Origin of the sequence: Mesoflavibacter sp. (assembly GCF_964226795.1) — a bacterium.
GTDB lineage: Bacteria > Bacteroidota > Bacteroidia > Flavobacteriales > Flavobacteriaceae > Mesoflavibacter > Mesoflavibacter zeaxanthinifaciens.
In genome coordinates, this window is sequence record NZ_CAXQQP010000004.1 from 90,764 (window position 1) to 111,639 (window position 20,876).

Consider the following 20,876-nt stretch of genomic DNA (forward strand, 5'->3'; position numbering starts at 1 on the left):
ATGTTAAAGCTTTAAAGCGAAATGCCCTTTAATTTCAAATTCTATAGCGCCTTTTTTAACATTAGCAACATACCAATAATCTGTTGCAGGTAATAGATTTCCGTTATAAGTTCCGTCCCAACCTTGAGAGGTATGATTTAATGTTTTTAAAAGTTTACCGTAACGATCAAAGATATGTACTATTGTGCCTTCTAACTGCTCTACACCTGTAATATGCCAAGTATCAAAATAGCCATCATTATTTGGTGTTACAAATTTAGGTACATCAATAATTACTATGTCTTTTGAAGTCGAATTACATCCGTTTAAATCTATTACAGTTATTGTATGAGGACCAATTGGTACGTTGTTAAAGAAATTAGATTCTTGTGGATCTTCATCATCAAATTGATATAAATAATCACCAATCCCTGAAACTTCTACAGTAACATTGTTTGGGTCTGAAAAATCTATAGTTTCTGTAAAGTCAATAGTAGCAGCTTCAGATTGAGAAACAGAAAAACTTGTAGAAGTAGAACAACCAAATTGTGTTGTAACAGTTACAGAATATGTTCCAGTTTGATTAATTTCAATATAAGAATTTGTACTTCCGTTAGACCATAAATAACTGTCTGTTGGTTCATTTGTTTCAGCAGAAACTAACAATGGTAAATTATCTAAACAAAGTACTTGGTCTTCAATATCTAATTCTGGTTTTCTATGTACAATTGTATTAAAATTTGTTGTGTTGTAGCAGCCTGTAATATTGTTTTCTATACGGATGAAATACGTTGTTCCATCTTCACTAAATACATTTAAATCTGTTAAGGCGTTTTCATTATTATTTGCATCTAATTGAGATGTATAATAGTTTACCGTAAAGTTTGAAGAGTTTTGATTACCTAATACAATCGGAGTTTGCACTCCTAAATTAAAATTAGCAAACAAGTCATAATCATCATCACAAGTTTCTAAATTTTGAATATTATTTGCTGTAGGCAATGGGTTTACTCGTAATGTAAAAGACTCTATGTTAAAACAGTTGCTTCCAATAAAATTAGCTCTTACAAAAATAGTCTGATTTCCAACGTTGTAAGTGTAATTTGAGTCTAAAGTATTTTGTTGAAGTTGAGCATCGTTTAAAGATAAATAAAACTCAGTTTCAATAGACTGTGTTGTGTCTACTAAATCTGGTAATGTATTGTTTAAATTATAAGAGAAAGTACTTTCTTCACAAATTTGAGTAGTTACATTTGGATTAATAACAGGTGGTACTTCAACAATTAAATCTAACGGAATTTCTGCATAACAATTAGAAATAGTATTTACAACTTTTATAAAAACTGTCTGTGGATTTATTGTATTTGTAAAGTTTTCTGGGTTAGTAATCTGGTTTGTGCCTTGCTCTAAATCTGTAAGGTTTGTGTAATATTCAATCTCTGTATTATTCTGTCTAATTGGCAAAACTTCAATTTCTGAAACGGTTAAATCAAAAGTTGTAAAACCATCTGTGTTATCATCGCAAGTCTCTAAGCTGTTTGGTGTGTTTGTTAACGGGACTTGTATAACATTAAACTCAAAGCTAGAAATACCTTTACAATAAGTACCGTTATCTACAACAGCAAAAATCTGTTGAGGATTTACTGTATTTGTAAAAGAATTTGGTAATGGATTAGTTTGCGCTTCAGCTTCAGCTAGAGATAAATGATAAGTAACTGTTAAGTTTTCTGATGAATTTTGAGTGATTTCTGAAGTAATATCATCTAGATTAAAAGTTTCTGACCCATCATTAGAGTTGTCGTCACAAACAAATATATCTGTTGGCGTGTTGTAAATTGGGTAAGCGCCAACTTCTATATCAAAAGAAGTTGTATCGTAACAGCTTTGATCTGTAATATTGTGTACTCTAACAAAAATAGTTTGAGGCGAAGATGTATTTTGATATGCAACAGTTTTATCAATAGGAGCTACGTTGTTTATAGCATTTTGAGCAGTTTCAAAATATAAAACTTCTTTTCCTGTTTGACCGTTTAAAATTTCTGCATCTTTTTCTTGAAAGATAAAGTCTGCGGTTTGATTACCATCATTTTCACAATTGGTATAAGTTTCTATTGGTGTAAATATGGGTAATGTGTTTACTATTATAGTAATAGATTGCACAGCGTAACAACCGGTATTAGTGTTTTCTACACGGCAATATACAGTTTGTGTATTAGCATTATAATTTTGCGTATCTGTAATCGGACTGCTATTAGTTTCTGCATCAGTTAGTGAGGTATGAAAACTAAAAGCTCTATCTGTAGTGGTATTAACAATTTCTGGAATTTTAGCGTCTAAATCTACTATAAAAAAACCATCTTGATCATCATCACAAATTATAATATCTGAAGGTTGATTAATGGTTGGAGCTGGTAAAACCTCAATATCTAAAGAAGACGTTGCGTAACAACCAGTCATGGTATTTTGTACACGTACATATAAGGTTAAAGGATTTGTCGTATTAGTATAAAATGCAGGCAAGCTATTAGTATTATTATCTGCATCTGCTTGTGTTAAATAGTAATCTACAGATGGATTTGGTATACCATTACCAGAATATGTATCAAAAGAAGTTAAGTCTATACTTGTAAATCCGTCGTCATCTGTATCGCAGTAAGTTTGGGTATCTGTTAAAACTACTTCAAAACCTTCGTTTATTAATAGTTGAATATTTGAAAAATGACTACAGCTACTACTATTTAAGGTTATGTATAATAGAGTAGGACTAGCATTAATAGTATAAGGTACAGATTGATTAATAGCATTGGTATTATTGATTTGATCTGTTTCTGTTTCATAAAAATCAATAGTAACATTTTCTAAATCATTAATAATCTCTAATCCAATATGGTATAAATCAAAATCTACAATTTGATCATTTGATGCATCATCACATTCATAAAAATCGGTAATATTTGTGCCTGTTTCTAAAAGAAATGCGTGAAGCTCCATAGGTACAACAGAAGCACAACCAGTTGTATTGTCTTCCACACGTACAAAAACAGTTTGTACATCTTGGTCTATATTATCATAGCTTGTTGGATTAGCTATTGGGTTTGTTCCATTATTAGCATCTTCTTGAGACTCGTGATAAGTCACAGTTACGTTTGTTAACCCTTGTAGTATTTGATCAATTTCTTGAGTAAGATCAAATGTGTCAAAACCATCTCCATCCTGTTCGCAAGCATCTAATTGAACAGTTTCTGGGTTAATTTGCGGATTTGTATTAACTTCAATTTCAAGCGTCGTAGTTGTAAAACAGCCTGTAGTTATATCTACAACACGTACAAAAACAGTTTCGGTTGGGTTAGAAGGTGTATAAGGTTGAGGTATTGGATTGTCTCCTGTTAAAGCATCTGCATTAGAAAAATGATAAGATACTACATAGCTTGTGTTTGAAGACGTTATTTCATCATCTTTAACAGTCATATCTACATTGCCTCCTCCATCAGAACAAACAGATAAGGCTGAAGGATTAATTATTATAGGAAAAGGATTAATTATTAAATTGAAAGTTCCTATGTAAATACAACCAGACGTGGTATCTTGAGCATTATAGAATATAGGTTGAACAGCTGTAGTACTAGTTACAGATGTTGTTGGGTTTTGGTCATTATTAGCATCATTTTGAGAGGTATGAAGTGTAATGTCATAAGTTGAAGGCGGAAGTGTAGCTTCGATTTCAGAAGTTTTTGGTGTTAAATCAAATATTTCTGTACCATCATTTGAAGCATCATCACAAACTTCAATATCCGAAATTGTTGGTCCATTTTGAACAGTGTTTAATACAACATTAATACTATCTTGAAAAGAACAAAAATCTGCGCTAAGAGGTACTGTAACTTCAACAGTATAATTACCATCTGTAGTAACATTTAAAGTGCTATCCGTTTGGTTATTAATTATATTTCCGTCTAAGTACCATTGGTAACTAGCTTGTGGATTGTTAGTATTTGCATCCAAAGTTATAGATGCATCACAAGTTGTTATATCTTCACCTAAATCTACAGAGTCTGTAAAGCTGTTTCCTTCTATAAATACAGCAGTATCAAAGTTTCTGTCTGTTTGATCGGCTACGATTAGTTTTATGCTATATTGTACGTTAGGAGTAATATTTGCAGAAGCTGTCATTACAGTAGTGCGACCATTAAAGTTAGTGTCTCCAATATTATAACCTTCAAAATAATTACTATTTTCTTCTGGGCAAAAACCAACTATTTCATCATGAATAGTATTAGTGTTTACAGGTGTTGATGTACCTGGTACCAATGCAATATTTTGATATGGGTTACTACTTCCTGTTTCTCTAATTAAAAAAGCAAACCCATCGGAGTATTGGCATGGGTAATCTGCAAAATATTCTTCTGATGCTAATATGTAATTAAAAGAAATTGTACTAGAGGTAGAAATAAAATCAAACTCAATAGATGTAGCATTTAGGGTGTTATTTATTCCAAGTGCAGCTTCTAAATCAGGATCTGTAGACCAGTTATCGCTACCTTCGTTTAAGGCACTAGTGTTAGTAGTATTTCCTGCTGAAGTTACTTGTCCTGTAGATAAAACAATACCATTTTCAAAAGGAAAGTTTGAGTTAGCTCTTTCAAAATATCCAAAACTTTGAAAACCATCAACTTGACCATTATAATTAGAGTTTATGTTACTAACTTCTACACAACCTTGTACTAAATTATTTTCGATAAGTTGTTGTGAGGTAAAACTGTCATTTACAGTTATTTGTTGTCCAAAAGATAAGTAACCAATAAAAAAATGAGTTACTGTTAGCCAAAATATTAGACTATTTTTGTAGGTTTTATGCGCTTTCATGCTATGTATCAGTCAATTAAATAAACTTGGGGTATGTTTATGTTGCGAACAAACGTATTTAATTAATCGATAAAATGCAAATTTTAGCGTTAAAATGTTATTAACTATTTATTAAGATATACCCAACCAACCAAATCATCGTATTTAGGATCATGAAGTTTTAATACGTAAAAATATGTTCCTGTTGGTACAACATCACTAAAAGCTAATATGCCTTGATTGGTTTGGCCATGCCACTTTAGATTATTATTGCCTTTAAAAATTAGCTTTCCGTAGCGATTGTATATTAAAAGCTCGTGATTTTCAAATATATCATATAATCCTTGTATGTTGAAGAAATCGTTTTTTGAGTCTCCATTAGGAGAAAATCCTTGCGGAACAAAAGGTGGGCAATTTTCAGTATGTAATTCAAATTGAAAAATATCAAAACACTCATCTGTTTCTGCGGTTATATATATTGTTTGAGGCGTAGAGTTTGAAGCGTAATTTGCTGGTGAAAGGATTGGGTAATTTTCATTTATATCTTCTAAACTTTCAAAAAAACTAAAGCTGTTATATTCTGTTTCATTTATTTGGCTAAACACTTGTGTTAAATCAAAATTAGCTTTCTTTTTTCCTTGGTTACAAGCAGATATAGGGTTAAGTAATATCGTTTCTGGTAATGGAATTAATTGAATAGTTTGAAACGTGTTATTATTATCTTCATTTGTTTCAGTAACAATTCCGTTACCAGATCCATTATCATCTACTACGATTTCTAAAATAAAATTATCGGGATAATTAGGCGGTATTGTTAAGGTTGTTTGGTTATTTTCTGAAGCATTGATTGGTATGTTATTTTGTGTTGTAGTTTGCCCAATTAGTGTATTGTCAATATAGAATGAAATTGGTGTGTTAACAGGTAAAATATCTGTGCTGTTAGTGTTATAAACGGTGTAATTTATATCTATTTCCCGATTTACGCAAAACACATCATAATTGTTTATGGTAATTGTGGCGTCTGGTAATTGGCTGTTTAAAACAGTAATTATGTTGTTGAGAATAATTAAATCTGCTCTAAAAATGCCAAATTGGTCCACACCGCCAGTAGTCATTTTTATGGTAACCTGTGTGTCGCCTATAGATATGTTGTTTTCAATATTATAAACATCTAAATCTGCATTGTAAAAGTTTGTCGAATTTGTAAAAGTATTTGTGCCATTAAAAGCGTTATCTGGTAGGTTTAAAGGTGGATTGGATAGAATGTTTCCGTTAATAGAAAGACTTTCTCCGTAGTTTAAAGCATTGTCTCCTTCCCAAGCTAAAAAACCAATTTTAGCATTGTCATTATCTAAAACATCAATGTTGTCTAGGATAATTGTTTTTTCTTGAACTTCAGAATTTATAATTTCTAAACCTTGAAAAAGATTAATTTGATTAAGAGGTAAGTTACTATTCTCGTAGATAACGTATAAACTCCAACCTGCATAATTAGTACGATTATTACAAAAGCCAGGTGTATTTATTAGGACCGAATTGACATCTAAATTAGAAAGGTTATATGTTGTGCTACCTTCGTTAATTATTTGATTTGTCACATCTGCATAGCAGGCAAAGTAAGTGAGTTGTCCATTACTACCAGCATCATAATTTACGTTATAAGTGTCTTGAGCATTAATAGTTATATTGTTTAAGGAAACTTGAGTATCTCCATTACCAGAGCCAGACCAGAACAGGTAAGCCGCAATTATATTAACATTATTAGGTAAGTTTAAATTAGCTGAAGCAGAAGTAGGCAACGTACAAAAACTACTGTCAAGGTTATTCTCTGCAGGATTTAAAGTATTACCAATAGCGGTGTAATCATACCTACCATTAAATTGCTGAAATAATGTAATATCCTGAGCTTTTAAAGTATTAAAAAAGCAAAGTAAAATTACTAAGTATAAGAAAGTAAAGTTTTTCATATTTAGGACATTACTTTCTAAAATTACAAAAAACTACCTTTTTAAAGTAAAATGACTTTTAAAAACACGCCCATCTTGTAGTGTTACAGAAAACCAGTAATCATTACTTGGCATTGGTTGTCCGTTATAAGTACCGTCCCAACCTTTACTTTTAGGATCTATTTGGGTTAATAATTTACCGTACCTATCAAAAATATATATTTTAGAATTTGGTTGAAATTGACTTGACACACCATAAACTTGCCAATAATCGTTAATTGCATCGTTATTAGGAGTAAAAAATTGAGGAAAACCAATAACAGATAATGTGTCTGAAATTAATCCGCAATCATTTTTTACGTCAATAATATTAACAGTATATATTCCTGGTGTTACTTGAGTTAAAACAGAGTCACTTTGGAAGCCTGTACTTTCTCCTTCACTATTGATTAATTCGTATTCATAAGTACCTTCTCCAGAGGTTATAATACTAACTTGATTATTAGTCGTATTTCCGTCTAAAATATCGATATTTTCAATTGTAGCAATGTTAGATGCTTCTACAGTAAAAGTTTTTACTTTTTCACATCCTTCAACCGTTGTAACAGTTACGGTATAAATGCCTGGTTGGTTTACTTCTATACTATTTGTGTTTTGTCCTGTTGACCAATTAAAATAATAGTTATTATTAATAGGTGAAGTAGCACTTAATGTAATAGTTTCTGGGAAAAAATTAAGACAGTAAAAAACTGTTTCGTCTTCATCCAAATCAGGTCTTTCATTAATAATTAAATCGACTTCGCTAATACCATAACAATTGTTATTATTTTCTGCACGAGCGTATATAGTTTGAAAGTAAGCAGAACTGTTAGTAAAAGTTGTAGGTAAGGCATTACTTTCTGTTAACGCATCATTGTAATTTTCGTAAAAATTAATTGTAATATTTCCTGGTAATGCCGATGTCATGTTAGTGCTTATTTCATTTAAATCGAAAGTGTTAATGCCATCTTCAGAGCCTAACTCGTCACATACTTCAAATTCATAATTATTAATTTGAGTGGTACTAACTTCTAGTGTTAGTTCAGTTATATTTACACAATCAGTATTACTGTCTTTTGAAACCGCATAAACTATTTGTGGGTTACTTAAGTTGTTATAAGATGTTGGGTTAGTAATTGGTGTAACTTCATTATTAGCATCGTTTAAAGTATCATAAAAAACAACAGTTAGATTAACATTGTTGTTAGTTATATTAGTTATAGCTTCTTCTAAATTAAAAATAGTGTACCCATCAGGTATACCATCTTCGTCACATTGTAATAACGTATGGTCAAAAGATGCTGGTACTGGATTGATAATTAAATTAAAGCTATTAACTGCATAGCAGTCTGTGTTATTACTGTTTTCTAGTCTTACATATACTTCTTCTTGAAAAGGTGTGTTGTTATAGTAGTTTAGGTTTAATGGACTTAAACTATTTTCTGCATCATTTAAATTAGCGTGATAACTAATATTGAATAAAGTAGTGTTTTGTCCGTTGTAAACTTGACTATTATAACTTGATAAGTCTACAGTTGTTTGACCGTTTGTATCGTCTCCGTCAGATAAATCATCACAAACTTCAAAGTCATTTAAGTTATCTATTACCGGTGTTTGAAAAACAGAAATATCAAAACTAGTTGTCGCATAACAGTTAGGGTTATTAATGTTTTCTACGCGAGCAATAATTGTTTCTTGTGGTAACGTATTTTGGTAATTACCGGTAATTTCGTTTTGATTGCTATCTGCATCTGCTTGGTTTTTAAAGTATTTAACTTCGTAAATTGCAGCATCTTGACCGTTTAATATTTCTGTGTTTAGATCAGTCAGATTAAAGTCCCATATATTATCATTATTATCATCACAAATTACAATGTTATTTGGTGTTGTAGCGGTAGGAATATCATAATAGGTTACAATTGCTTGTCCTTCTTTTGTATCACAATCACCGTTATTTAAGTCTATTATAACTTCGTAATTTCCGTTTTGTGTCACTAATAATTCATTAGGAATTGCTGGTGTTGCTATCGCATTACCATCTTGAGTCCAAGTATATGTTGCACCAGGAATATCTTCTGCAATAAGTGTGTAGTCGTCTCCAGTGCATAATGGTAAATCTACAGTATTAGTATTGTCGGTTGGGATAATATCAATTTTTTCAACAAAAAAGGATGCGATAAATGGTGGTAAGCCTTGCCTAGATACTAGTCCATTTAAATCCACAGATTGGTGTTGATAATCTGCTGCTTGCCCTAAGCTGTTAGGAGAATTTATTGTACTTAAAAAAGGCGTGCCTTGATTATAAGTAGCACTTAATGATCTATAAATTTTACCATCAGGTCCAAGTTGTAATGCACTTCTATACATAATTCTTTGGTCCAATATTTCTTCAGAAGCACTAATGTTGTTGGCGTTTAAGTCATATTGAAGCAAGGCTCCATATTGTGCATTTGCATTATTAAAGTCATCTTGAGGAGTTTCAAAATAGGTTGAAACATATAAGATTTGACTATTCGGAGAAAACTCTACACCGTAAGGTCTTTGCGTTTTTCCAGATGGATTTAAATTAATGTTTATTTGTTGAGCATTAGTAGCTTGACCACTATTGGTGTCAAAATCAAAAAGATATAAGCCGGAAGCAATATTAGCACATGCTATTTTTGTTCCGTCAGGTGAAATTTTAAGATAACCTCTTCTTTCTGGAACAAGTATATTTAGGTCTGAAATTACAGGAGTAGTGTTTACTCCTGTAGCAGTTACTTCGTAAGCAAATATAGAGTTGTTTAATTCGTCACCATTAATATCTGCAAATGTTATTACCCAAATATTTTCTGTTTGACAGTCTTTTAAGACAGCGCTTAGTTTTTCTGAAGTATTGTTTAAAAGATTAATGTTTTTATTTGCAGTAACAGTGCCTAATCCACCATTAGCTGTCATGTCTACTTCGGAATAATGAAAACCTTCGTCAGGATTTCCTTGAAACTCTGTATCTACAGTAAAAATATAATAGATATCAGAATCTTGAGGTTTTGGTATTATAATAGCAGATTGTGTACTAGAAGGATTTCCTTTTAAACCATTTCCATTAGCCATTACCTGATGGTTTTTATTGTATACAGTTATTCCGTCTGTGTAAAATAATAAATCACCATTTCCATCAGAAATACTTGTACAACCTTCATCTGTTGCTAATTGACCGTTGGTAAGTGCTGTTACGGTATTTGTTGAAAGATCAAAATTTATTCCTGCATTGTTACCAAAGTACCAGTTGGAAGCTTCATTTTGAGAATGAACAAATGACACTAACAGCAAAAATGTTAGTAGTAATATCTTTTTCATAATCTAGTATAGCCAGATTTGTAAAGATATTACAAAAATGAAAAACGAAAAGATATAAAATGTTAAATACCTATAAATCTCTTTTTTGCAGTAGCTTGTATGAACCGTAAATAAATAAAGATGTCCATGCTAAAACAATAACAATTTGATACCAATGTACAGAGTAATCAAAATTAAAATCTTCGCCAACTTGTTTGGCAAGTTCTTTAGCTGCGCCAAGTCTTGAGCCTGGTTCTACTATTAAATTAGACATGCTTTCTAAAGGAAAAAACTGTGTAATTGTTCTCCAAGAGTTTTCGGTTAACTCTATTTCCCAACGTAATAATCCGTATGCTATTTTTTCTATAATAAACCAAACAAATAAAAAGCCTAATGCAAATGCAGATCGTCTTATTAAAATACCTAAAAACAAGCAGAAAGAAAAGAAGCCTACTAATTTAACAAAGAATGCTAAAAGATATTCTGTGTCCGAAAACACGTGGTAAAGCTCTGTAATATCAGAAAAAGCAAAACCTAATATTAGTGTAATTATAAATACGAAAACGGTTGATACTAAAGCAAAAACACTTACGGTTACAAACTTAGAGGCGATAAATTCTTTTTTACTTAAACCATCTATTAAGTTTTGCTTAATGGTCTTGTTACTATACTCGTTAGCCATCATAGACACAATAACAATTGCTAAGAAAAATTTTAAAGAGGCAGCAACATAAGTGTTAAAATGCCAAATGTAGGGAAAGTCAAAAATTCCTTGTTCTGCTAAATGAAACTTAACAGGTCCAATATCAAATTTGATTGAAGCTATTAATGCTATTGATGTTAATAATATAAAGTATGCTAAAATAAGCACCTTACTTGATCGGTTATTCCAAAGTTTGATTAATTCTATATTTAAAAGTCGTAACATTATTGTCGGTTTTTTGGTTGGGTTTGTTTAAGATAATTGGTCTGTAAGTTGTAAAAATTGCTCTTCTAAACTTTCTTTACGTAAAACTAAATGAGATAGGTTGATGCCATTATCAAAACACAGTTTGTTTAAAGTACTAGATAACATAGGTTGATCTAAAAACGCAGTTATTAGATCGCCATTAACTTTTACATCCTTAATGTTAGGATTAGTATTTAAAAAGTTAATTAAATTGTTAGTGTTTTCAGCTTTTAATTCAAAAAAACCATTACTAGTAATCATTTGGTCTACAGGACCTTCATATAGTTTTTCGCCTTTTCTTAAAACGACAACATGAGTACAAACTTTTTCAACTTCGTCTAATAAATGAGATGCTAAAAGTATAGTTGTACCTTTACTTGCAATCTCTTTTATTAATGATCTAATTTGATGTATTCCTTGTGGATCAAGCCCATTTGTAGGCTCGTCTAAGATTAAAATTTCAGGATCATTAAGCAATGCGCTTGCTATAGCAAGACGTTGTTTCATCCCTAAAGAAAATGTTTTAAACTTACTATGTTTTCTTTCAATAAGACCAACAAGTTCTAGTTTTTCGTCTATTTTTTCTTCAGCAATGTCTTTAATTTTACAAACTAGTTTAAGGTTTTTATAAGCAGACATATAAGGATAAAAATTTGGTCGCTCTATAATAGCTCCAACTTTTTTTAATGCTTCGTGTGTAGATAAATCTCCGTTAAACCATTGAAAATTTCCTGAAGTTTTATTTACAACATTAAGTGTAATACCTAAAGTAGTAGATTTACCACTTCCGTTAGGTCCTAAAATTCCGTAAACATTACCTTTTTCAATAGTGAAAGATAGATTGTTAACTGCGGTTAAATATCCGTACTTTTTTGTAAGGTTTGAGATGGTTAAAATTGTGCTCAAAATATTTTTGGTTTTTGATTGATATAAGTAAGACGATTGTAGCTTGGTTTTGTTACAATTTATAAAATTTGTCACTAAATTTGAGTAAATTAGGGTCTATGCAAGATTTAAAAATTTCTAAAAAGAAGCCATCATATCCTGTAAACGAAAAATTACATGAGTATTTAAATGAATATAATAGAAATTTAAAAATTTCGATTTTATATGAAGATTTATTGCGTTTTCAAGGTTCTGTTACGGTTTATGATAAAGACGATAATGATACACTTTGGATACGCGTGTATTATAACGAATTTGATCGTGCAGAAATTGATCTTAACCTAAAAAAAGTCTATACGCAATTACACTCTGACGGAAACGAAAAAACCATTCCGTTTTTAAATGTAGATGCTGTAGATTACTGCACGTTTGGTAATAGTAAACCGTTTAGAGTAAAAGTTAGAAATATTTTAAATGATAATTACACTTATTTTTATGTAAAAAAAGCAGATGCTTCTAGAATCTATGGATTAGAATTAGAACATATGCTTTCGCCATACAATTTAAATTTTTTAGTCTATAAAAATACCTTAATAGAAGAGCATATTGCAGGTATACCAGGCGATGAGTTTATTCAAAATAAATTATCAGAATGTTTGCCTTCAGAAAAATCTCAAATCGCAAAAGAGTTTGTAAAGTTTAACGAGCGTTGCATGATTAGATTACTTGGTGATATGCGCGCATACAATTATGTAATTGTACCAACGCACGATTTTGATCACGTAGTGTTTAAAATTAGAGCTATAGATTTTGATCAGCAATGTTATGAAGGTAAGTTTAATGTTTACCGACCGCAATTTTTTAAAGAGAATAATAAAATGGTAGCATTAGTTGCAGAAAAACTTACAAAAGATTCTATTGATCAATATAAAATAGAAGAACGGTCTACCATAGCAAAACGTATGATTAGTTATCAAGATAGAATAGGGGAGTTGTTAGATTGTATGACTAGCGATACTATTTCTATTGAAAAACATATCGAATTGCTTAAATCTAAAATCTATGAATATACCATGGATATAGAGTTTAAGCGTAGCAAAAATATGGGCGAAATCTTAAAAAATGCTTTAGATTTTGTAAAACGAAATTATCAAGATGTTAATACAAAAATGTATTAATTCCAGTTTTCATCAAAATCTAAACTTTCATAATCATCAACATCATAGTCGTCGTCAAATTCATTAAAGTCGTCATCACTATCGGCTTCAAAAACTTTTTCTGGAGCTTCTGTAGGAACTTGACCTTGCACATACATTAGGTTTGGGTAATCTGTGCCTTGCGCTTCTTCAACAATTTCAGCTAATTCAACAAAAAATGTCCACATACTTAAAAAGTCGTAAACATAGATAAGTTTTGTTTGTGCTTCGTGTACGATGTCTGCAATGGTAGTTTCATTCATTAATTTAACTTGATTTAAACCATCGCTCATGTCAAAAAGGCTAATTTCTTCACCTTGATTCCATTCGTCATCACTAATATAAAAAGACGCCATTTCTGTACCATCAAACCCAAAAGATTGAGTGATAACATTGTGTAGATCTTCCATGGTATCGTTTTCACGAATTTCAAAATCTCTAAAGATATCTTCTTCTGTATCGTTGTCTAAAATAGCTCTAAAACGGTAAATCATAATTAAAAAAATAAGTTTACAAAGATAAGGTTTTAATCCTTATTTGCTAAATCTATGTAAAGTAAATGTCATTGCTGTTAATAAGAAAAATGCACCAACTTGATGTGCAACACCTAACCAAACCGGAACTTGTAATAATAGGGTCAATACACCTAAAACAAATTGTAAAAAGACTAAGCCTACAAGACTATTTAAAGCTAGTTTTTGGTATTTGGTTTCTACAAATTTTTGTCCTTTAAAAAATACGATTAGTATTAATGCAACTACAAAATAAGCAAGTGTACGATGTACAAACTGTACACCACTTTTACCTTCGGTTAGGTTTAATAAAAGCGAATTTTGTTCGGTATACACAGTTTCATGAATAAATTTACCTTCACTCATCATTGGCCAATGGTTATGTATCCAACCTGCATCTAAACCAGCAACAAAAGCACCATAAATTATCTGTACTAATAGCACAAATGTAGTTACTCGTAACAAGTTTTTAAAAGCAGAATCTGTAACCTTGTTAAAAGGAAATATTAAATCTAATGCAACCCAAAAGGTTAAAGCAAAAGTGATAAATGCAGTGGTTAAATGCGCAGCCAATCTAAAATGACTAACATCTGGTCGATCTACCAAACCACTTTTTACCATGTACCAACCCAAAAATCCTTGAAAAGCACCAAGACACATCAAGCCTATTGCTTTTTTTATAGTTTGTTTGGTGAGTTGTTTTGTAATTAAAAAGTATACAAAAGGAAAGAAAAATACTAATCCAATAACACGACCAATAACACGATGAATCCATTCCCAAAAGTAGATGTCTTTAAAATCTTCTAAAGTGAAATGGTTATTAAGTTTTTGATATTCTGGATATTGCTTGTAAAGGTCAAAAGCAGCATTCCATTCGGCGTCATTCATTGGAGGAATTGTACCAGAAATTAATTTGTAATTAGAAATTGATAAACCAGAATGGGTTAAACGTGTGATACCTCCAACAATAACCATTATAAAAATTAATAAACAGCCTGTTAGTAGCCAATAAATTACTTTTTTGTTGTCTTTCTTTTTCATAACTATTCAGTTTTTAAACCTAAAGCTTTACCTTTTTCAAGCATTAAATTAAAAGCAGCTTGATGTTCATTAGGAATGTCGCCTTCTAAAATTGCTTCTTTTATAGCTTCTTTTATTAATCCAACTTCTCTTGAAGGTTTTAAGTTGAAAGTCTCCATAATTTCTTCTCCAGAAACTGGTGGCTGAAAGTTTCTTACAGAGTCTTTTTCTTCAACTTCAACTAATTTTTCTCTTACAATTTTAAAGTTGTTATGATATTTTTTAAATTTTTTAGGATTTTTTGTCGTGATGTCTGCTTCACAAAGCGTCATTAAATCATCCACATAATCTCCAGCATCAAATAATAAACGTCTAACTGCCGAATCTGTTACGATGTCCTGAGCTAAAACAATTGGTCTAGAGCTCATAAAGACTAGTTTTTGGACGTATTTCATCTTATCATTTAAAGGCATTTTTAAGCGTTTAAATAAGTGATATACCATTTTAGAACCTTCAAATTCATGACCATGAAACGTCCAACCTACTTTTTTGTTAAATTTTTTTGTTGGTGCTTTACCAATATCGTGCAATAATGCAGCCCAACGCAACCAAACATTTTCTGTATGTTTTGCGATATTATCAACAACTTCTAAAGTGTGATAAAAATTATCTTTGTGACGTTGGCCTTCTTTTTCGTCAATACCTTTTAAAGCGGTTAACTCTGGTAAAATTATTTGTAAAAGTCCAGTTTTTTCAAGAAGTAAAAACCCTATTGAAGGTGTTGGACTTTCTAAAATTTTATTTAGTTCTACTACAATACGCTCTTTAGTGATAATTTTAATGCGTTCACTATTTTTAGAAATGGCTCTTAACGATTGATTTTCGATTTTAAAATCTAATTGTGTAGCAAATCGTATTGCGCGCATCATGCGCAATGGATCGTCACTATACGTGATGTCTGGATCTAATGGCGTACGTATTATTTTTTGTTCTAAATCTTCAATACCGTTAAATGGATCTAATAGGTCTCCAAAATTAGCTTCAGAAAGATTTAAAGCTAATGCGTTTATAGTAAAATCACGACGGTTTTGATCGTCTTCTAACGTACCATTTTCTACAACAGGATTACGACTATCTTCGTTGTAGGATTCTTTACGTGCACCAACAAATTCTATTTCGATATCTTCATACCGTAGCATTGCTGTTCCGTAGGTTTTAAATACTTGAACTTTTGGTTTGTTTGGTAATAATTTAGACACTTCTTTTGCAAGTGCTATACCACTACCAATCGCAACCACATCTATATCTTTTGCATTACCACGTTTTAAAATAAAATCTCTTACAAAACCACCTATTACATAACTATCTAAGTTAAGGTTTTTAGAGGCTTGAGAGATTATTTTAAATATTGGGTTTTGTAGTGCTTGTTTGTAATTCATCAGGTAAATTTACTCACGAATAATCTTTACTTCACCATTACTAGATAATTTGATAATTGTAGATGGTTTGGTATTGTTTTTTTCGTTTTGCAAATTTACAACATAATCCACACCTTTTAAAATAGGCGTGCTTATTTCTTTAAAGGAATTTGGTGTTGGTTCTCCAGCTATATTTGCTGAGGTAGAGACAATTGGTTTTCTAAATTGCTGGATTAGTTTTTGGCAGAATTCGTCTTTAGGAATTCTAATAGCCAACGTGTTGTCTTCTGCAATTAGATTAGTAGCTAAACCAGTTGGGTTATCATAAATAATAGTTGTTGGTTTGTTACTAAATTCTATTATTTGGTAAGCAACTTCTGGTACCTCTTGAATATATTTTTCTAACATTTTTAAATCACTAACCAAACAAATTAATGCTTTAGAGGCTTCACGCTGTTTTAATTGATAGATTTTTTTTACTGCTTCAAAATTTGTGGCATCACAACCAATTCCCCAAACCGTATCTGTTGGGTAAAGTATGGTGTTACCTTGTTTAAGGTGCTGTATTGTAGTAGCTATTTGCTGCTCCATTTTAAGAATTAATAAATTGACTAACGTCTTTTATAAGTTGTTTTCTGTATTTTAAATGTTCTGTTCTTACTATTTTACTTGAATTTGTAAATTGTTGTTGTAATTCTGTTTTTTCAGTATTTAAGATTTGGTCTATAGTAAAGGTGTTAAAAAAGTCTGTAATACCTTCAAATCTACTGGTATCTCTATCTGGTCTAACAAAAATAACAGGTGTACCAAAAGCTAAACATGGTAATGCAACATGAATTCTAGAAGTAACTACAAGTTTTGCAGATGCATAAAGACTTAATAGCTGCTCTGCTTTTTTAAATTTTTCTTCATGCGTTGTTGCATTAAAATCTTGATTAGAAACGGTTATACTTTGCTCTAATATTGATTTAGGAATTAATTTTTCTATAATTTTTTTAGCCTCTTTTTTTTCTTTGTATTCTTTTAAAAAAGATTTAGTAGCATTTATAATAGGCTTGTGTGGATTTCTAATGGTTTTCCAAAGACTTTTTTTGTTTGTATCGGACACGTCGTTTTTATGTGATAAAATATCGCATAAAACAATAGCGTTTGGTGTTGTTGTATTTTGATATTTTTCTTTCTCTAAAGTAAGTGTTAAACAACCAGAAAAGTAGGCTTCTACACCATTTTCTTCTAATTTTTGAAGTGTAAATTTATCACGACAACCAATAGGTTGATGCTTCTTATAATAGGCTATAGCTTCTGGACTTGTTAAAGGTTTTTTAGCAAAATCGTTGATGTGAAACGAAACAAATTTAGGAAGTAAAGTCTCGCTTGGTGGCCAATGTTCTGGGTGATGCATAAACCAACCATTTAAAATGATTTTAGCATTTTCAGTGGTTTCATCCAATGCTTCACGACTAATCAACGCATCTACTTGTGGTAAAAAACGCTTTGCAGCTAGACTTTGTATGTAATCGCCAATGTTTGTTTCTTGATCTCTATATTTTAATAGTGCGTATTTCATTAACCTATTTATTTTGGTGTAAAATTATGGTAATAAAGCTTAAACGCCAATAATCTTAAAAAACAATTCTTTAAATTTTAATCTTAAAGTTTAAAAATTGTAATTTTGAACTTTAAAATTTTATATGGCTTTACCTATTATTCAATCTTTATGGATTGGCGGTTCTTTATCAAAAATAGAACAGCTTTGCATTAATTCTTTTTTAAAAAACAATCATGAGTTTCACTTGTATACTTATGGAGAAGTGCAAAATATTCCTGAAGGAACAACAGTAAAAGATGCAAATGAAATTATTAATTCATCTGAAATTTTCACCTACAACGGTGGAAGTTATGCTGGTTTTGCCGATTGGTTTAGATGGGAATTGTTATATAAAAAAGGAGGTTTTTGGGTAGATACAGATGTGATATGTATTAAACCTTTTAATTTTGATGAAGATGAAGTGTTTGGCTCAGAATCTATAGATCTTGTTTGTCCTGCTGTTTTAGGATTTAAACCAGGACATGAGATGTGCAAATTTTTAAGTCATAATTGCGAATTCCCAAATACTATTTTGCCTTACGATAGTAAACACCAAAAAAAGGTAAAGCGTAAACGTAAATTTTGGGGTAAAGGTAGAGAGCATATAGAATGGGGCGAATCTGGCGGACCAGAAGGTTTTACTAAAGCTTTAGATTATTTCAAAATAAAAGACAAAGCCAAACCATTTACCTATTTTTTTCCAATACATTTTTCTAACTGGCATACAGTTTACGATAACACTTTTAAAAATAGTGCGGATTTATTTAAAGATACTTACGCAATTCATCTTTGGAATGAAATGACTAGACGCGAGCCTAATTTTGATAAAAATGCAGATTTTGATTCGCAATCTTTAATAGAACAACTTAAAAGAAAATATCTTTAAGCCATCTTAGCTTGTATTAATATTAGTTGGCGTTTTATTATCTTTTTTAGACTTTTAGATCTATACCAACGCAAATAGTTAAGCGTTTTATCTAAGCCTAAAGGCAATACTGTTTTAAAATTTTGGTGCAATTGTTTTAAGCTGTTACTTAGATTATTGTAACTAGCTTCTGGTAGTTTTGCAGCTTTAAAAGCATTTGTAATTAAGTTGTTGACGTCTTCTTTATCTTGGTTTGGTGTGTTAAAATAACAATGTGTTATTATGGTCATTTTAAAATAATTAAGATATAGATTTGTAACGTTTTTTGCTTCAGTTGATTCTGCGTTTAGATAATATTTTTGATAGATAGTATTTAAAATATCTAAATATGCTTTGGTGTTTTTAATGCTAAAATTATTGGTAATAGAGTTTTGATTTCCAGTATTGTAATAATATGTTGTTTGATCACTTAATATAATAGATTGGCAGTTAATTAAGGTTTCAAAAAACCATAATTCGTCTTCATGTAATAATCGGTCTTTAAAAGCAAGGTTATGCTTAGTAATAAAGGCTTTTTTGTATAATCTATTATGTGCAACACAACTTACTTTATCATTTAATACCATTGGTATTAACTTGTAATTGGTATTTGATAACTTTTGGTTTACAGGTAAAAAATGTTCTAAATAACCTATAATGTTTTTGTTATGTCCATCTGTTAATGCAGTCTTGCCAAAGATAATATCTGTGTTATGAGGTATTAAACTTACAAAATTTTGAAGCGTGTTTTTATCAATCAAATCGTCTGCATCCAAATAATAGATGTATTTTCCTTTGCTAATTTTTGTTCCAGAATTTCTAGAACCAGAAAGTCCTTGGTTATCTTGATAATAATAAATAATTCTATTGTCTAGATTTTCAAAAGCAGTAATAATTTCTTTAGAATTATCCGAACTACCATCATCAACAACAATACATTCCCAATTTGTAAACGTTTGATTTATTACATGTTGAAGAGTTGTTTCAATATATTCTTCTCCGTTATAACACGGAATTATTACTGAAATTAAAGGCGTTTCTTGCATGAAAATTAAAATAGATTGTAAAATTAAGTTGCAAATCTTCAAAAATAAAATATAATGGCTAATAAATTATAAAATGCTATTTTTGGAGCTATTTCTGTAAGTAGTTTAATGAAAGTATTATATTTTTTTCCAGGTAATCCGTTGGTACGTTCACAAGGTAACCACGTAAGAGCTTACACGCTTTTACAATATTTTAAGGCAAAAAATATAACTTTAGATTTAGTAGCAGAAACCGATCAACACTTTACCGAGCAAGATGTAGAGGCACTTAAATCTGAAAAATTAGTTAATCAAGTACATTTTTTACCAAAGCATAAAAAAGGAGGTTTAAGTTATTTTTTAAAAGTCTCTATACCCAAATTGTTTAGTAAAATACCTAAACCTTTTGATCGTAGACAATTAAATCAACAACAAGCTTTTAATAAGGTGTTGCAAAATAACACATACGATAAAATAATTGTTAGTTATTCTTGTTGGATACCTTTGTTTTTAGATAATCCATACTTAAAAGGAGCAACGACAATAGTAGATACACACGATTTTTTAACCTCGCAATTTAAAAGCCGAAAAGATTTTAAGTTAGGTAAATTTTTTGAAGGCGAAATGAAACTTTTAAACAGTGTTGATCAAGTTTGGGCAATTTCAGTAGAAGAAAAATACCTTTTTGAGCAATTTATAAAAACACCAGTGCATTTAGTGCCACATTTAACAACTAGTAAAATACAAAACACAACAAAAACTATAGATGTTTTATACGTAGCTAGTGAAAACGAACATAATATAGCAGCAGCACAATGGTTTTTTAATAAAGTTTATCCTTTATTAGAGACTAAAATATCTATAACCGTAGTTGGAAAAATAAATAAGCATATTAAGGATTATCCAAACGTAATTAAAATTAATTATGTTGAAGATTTATCTGCAACTTACAATGCTTCAAAAGTTGTAATTTGTCCAATGCTAAGCGGTACAGGATTAAAAATTAAAGTCGTAGAAGCGTTATCCTTTAATTTGCCAGTTGTATGTAATACAAGAGGCGTAGATGGATTAATTAATAAAGTAGATAATGGTTGTTTAGTAACAGATAATGCAACTAAATTTGCGTCTTACACAACGCAATTACTTAATGATTCTAGTTTTTATGAAACCAACAAGCAAAAGGCAAATCTATTTTACGAAGAGTTTTTAAGTGAAAAAGCTGTGTATAGTACGTTAGACCAAATTTTAAATTAAT

Annotated in this window: 14 protein-coding genes; 3 read left to right on the forward strand and 11 right to left on the reverse strand. The window is 30.6% G+C overall.

Translation table 11 applies throughout. From position 1 onward, the window contains the following. Nucleotides 1-3: 3 nt before the first annotated feature. The 5 genes from ACEQT4_RS01865 to ACEQT4_RS01885 all read right to left on the reverse strand — a co-directional run bounded on the left by ACEQT4_RS01865 (nt 4) and on the right by ACEQT4_RS01885 (nt 11,979). Entirely contained in the window at nt 4-4,842 is a 4,839-nt protein-coding gene (locus ACEQT4_RS01865; protein ID WP_370225740.1) for a choice-of-anchor L domain-containing protein, read from the reverse strand. A 104-nt stretch (nt 4,843-4,946) separates the two neighbouring features. Then, on the reverse strand, nt 4,947-6,788 hold the full coding sequence (locus ACEQT4_RS01870) for a gliding motility-associated C-terminal domain-containing protein (RefSeq protein WP_370225742.1): 1,842 nt from the start codon (nt 6,786-6,788) through the stop codon (nt 4,947-4,949). A gap of 33 nt (nt 6,789-6,821) precedes the next feature. Further along, on the reverse strand, nt 6,822-10,145 hold the full coding sequence (locus tag ACEQT4_RS01875) for a T9SS type B sorting domain-containing protein (RefSeq protein WP_370225743.1): 3,324 nt from the start codon (nt 10,143-10,145) through the stop codon (nt 6,822-6,824). Between the two features lie 70 nt (nt 10,146-10,215). Continuing rightward, nucleotides 10,216-11,052 carry an ABC transporter permease gene (locus tag ACEQT4_RS01880; protein ID WP_106679298.1) on the reverse strand — a complete coding sequence of 279 codons (837 nt, stop codon included), beginning with the start codon at nt 11,050-11,052 and terminating at the stop codon, nt 10,216-10,218. A gap of 27 nt (nt 11,053-11,079) precedes the next feature. Then, nucleotides 11,080-11,979, reverse strand: coding sequence for an ABC transporter ATP-binding protein (locus tag ACEQT4_RS01885; protein ID WP_370225744.1), 900 nt, complete (start codon nt 11,977-11,979; stop codon nt 11,080-11,082). A gap of 98 nt (nt 11,980-12,077) precedes the next feature. Here ACEQT4_RS01885 and ACEQT4_RS01890 point away from each other — a divergent pair, with 98 nt between their 5' ends. Continuing rightward, nucleotides 12,078-13,136, forward strand: a complete 1,059-nt coding sequence (locus ACEQT4_RS01890; protein ID WP_370225745.1) for a hypothetical protein — start codon at nt 12,078-12,080, stop codon at nt 13,134-13,136. Here the strand turns inward: ACEQT4_RS01890 and ACEQT4_RS01895 are convergent. Genes ACEQT4_RS01895 through ACEQT4_RS01915 form a run of 5 tightly spaced genes read right to left on the reverse strand, consistent with a single transcriptional unit; the run spans nt 13,133 to nt 17,671 of the window. Next, a complete protein-coding gene (locus ACEQT4_RS01895) occupies nt 13,133-13,648 on the reverse strand; it encodes a hypothetical protein (RefSeq protein ID WP_106679302.1) in 516 nt (171 codons plus the stop codon). The two genes, ACEQT4_RS01890 and ACEQT4_RS01895, sit on opposite strands and share 4 nt — an antisense overlap. A gap of 39 nt (nt 13,649-13,687) precedes the next feature. After that, complete coding sequence (locus ACEQT4_RS01900; protein WP_370225747.1) at nt 13,688-14,707, reverse strand: COX15/CtaA family protein; 1,020 nt, start codon at nt 14,705-14,707, stop codon at nt 13,688-13,690. A gap of 2 nt (nt 14,708-14,709) precedes the next feature. Then, the gene (locus tag ACEQT4_RS01905) at nt 14,710-16,125 is read right to left on the reverse strand and encodes a CCA tRNA nucleotidyltransferase (RefSeq protein WP_027880146.1); all 1,416 of its coding nucleotides are present in this window, start codon (nt 16,123-16,125) and stop codon (nt 14,710-14,712) included. A gap of 9 nt (nt 16,126-16,134) precedes the next feature. After that, on the reverse strand, nt 16,135-16,695 hold the full coding sequence (locus ACEQT4_RS01910) for an L-threonylcarbamoyladenylate synthase (protein WP_370225748.1): 561 nt from the start codon (nt 16,693-16,695) through the stop codon (nt 16,135-16,137). 1 nt (nt 16,696) lies between these two features. Then, a complete protein-coding gene (locus ACEQT4_RS01915) occupies nt 16,697-17,671 on the reverse strand; it encodes a polysaccharide pyruvyl transferase family protein (RefSeq protein ID WP_370225750.1) in 975 nt (324 codons plus the stop codon). A gap of 124 nt (nt 17,672-17,795) precedes the next feature. Here ACEQT4_RS01915 and ACEQT4_RS01920 point away from each other — a divergent pair, with 124 nt between their 5' ends. Then, complete coding sequence (locus ACEQT4_RS01920) at nt 17,796-18,578, forward strand: glycosyltransferase (protein ID WP_106679314.1); 783 nt, start codon at nt 17,796-17,798, stop codon at nt 18,576-18,578. Here ACEQT4_RS01920 and ACEQT4_RS01925 read toward each other — a convergent pair. After that, nucleotides 18,575-19,642, reverse strand: coding sequence for a glycosyltransferase family 2 protein (locus ACEQT4_RS01925; RefSeq protein WP_370225751.1), 1,068 nt, complete (start codon nt 19,640-19,642; stop codon nt 18,575-18,577). The genes ACEQT4_RS01920 and ACEQT4_RS01925 overlap by 4 nt on opposite strands. 108 nt (nt 19,643-19,750) lie before the next feature. Here ACEQT4_RS01925 and ACEQT4_RS01930 point away from each other — a divergent pair, with 108 nt between their 5' ends. Next, nucleotides 19,751-20,875, forward strand: coding sequence for a glycosyltransferase (locus tag ACEQT4_RS01930; protein WP_370225752.1), 1,125 nt, complete (start codon nt 19,751-19,753; stop codon nt 20,873-20,875). Nucleotide 20,876: the final 1 nt, after the last annotated feature.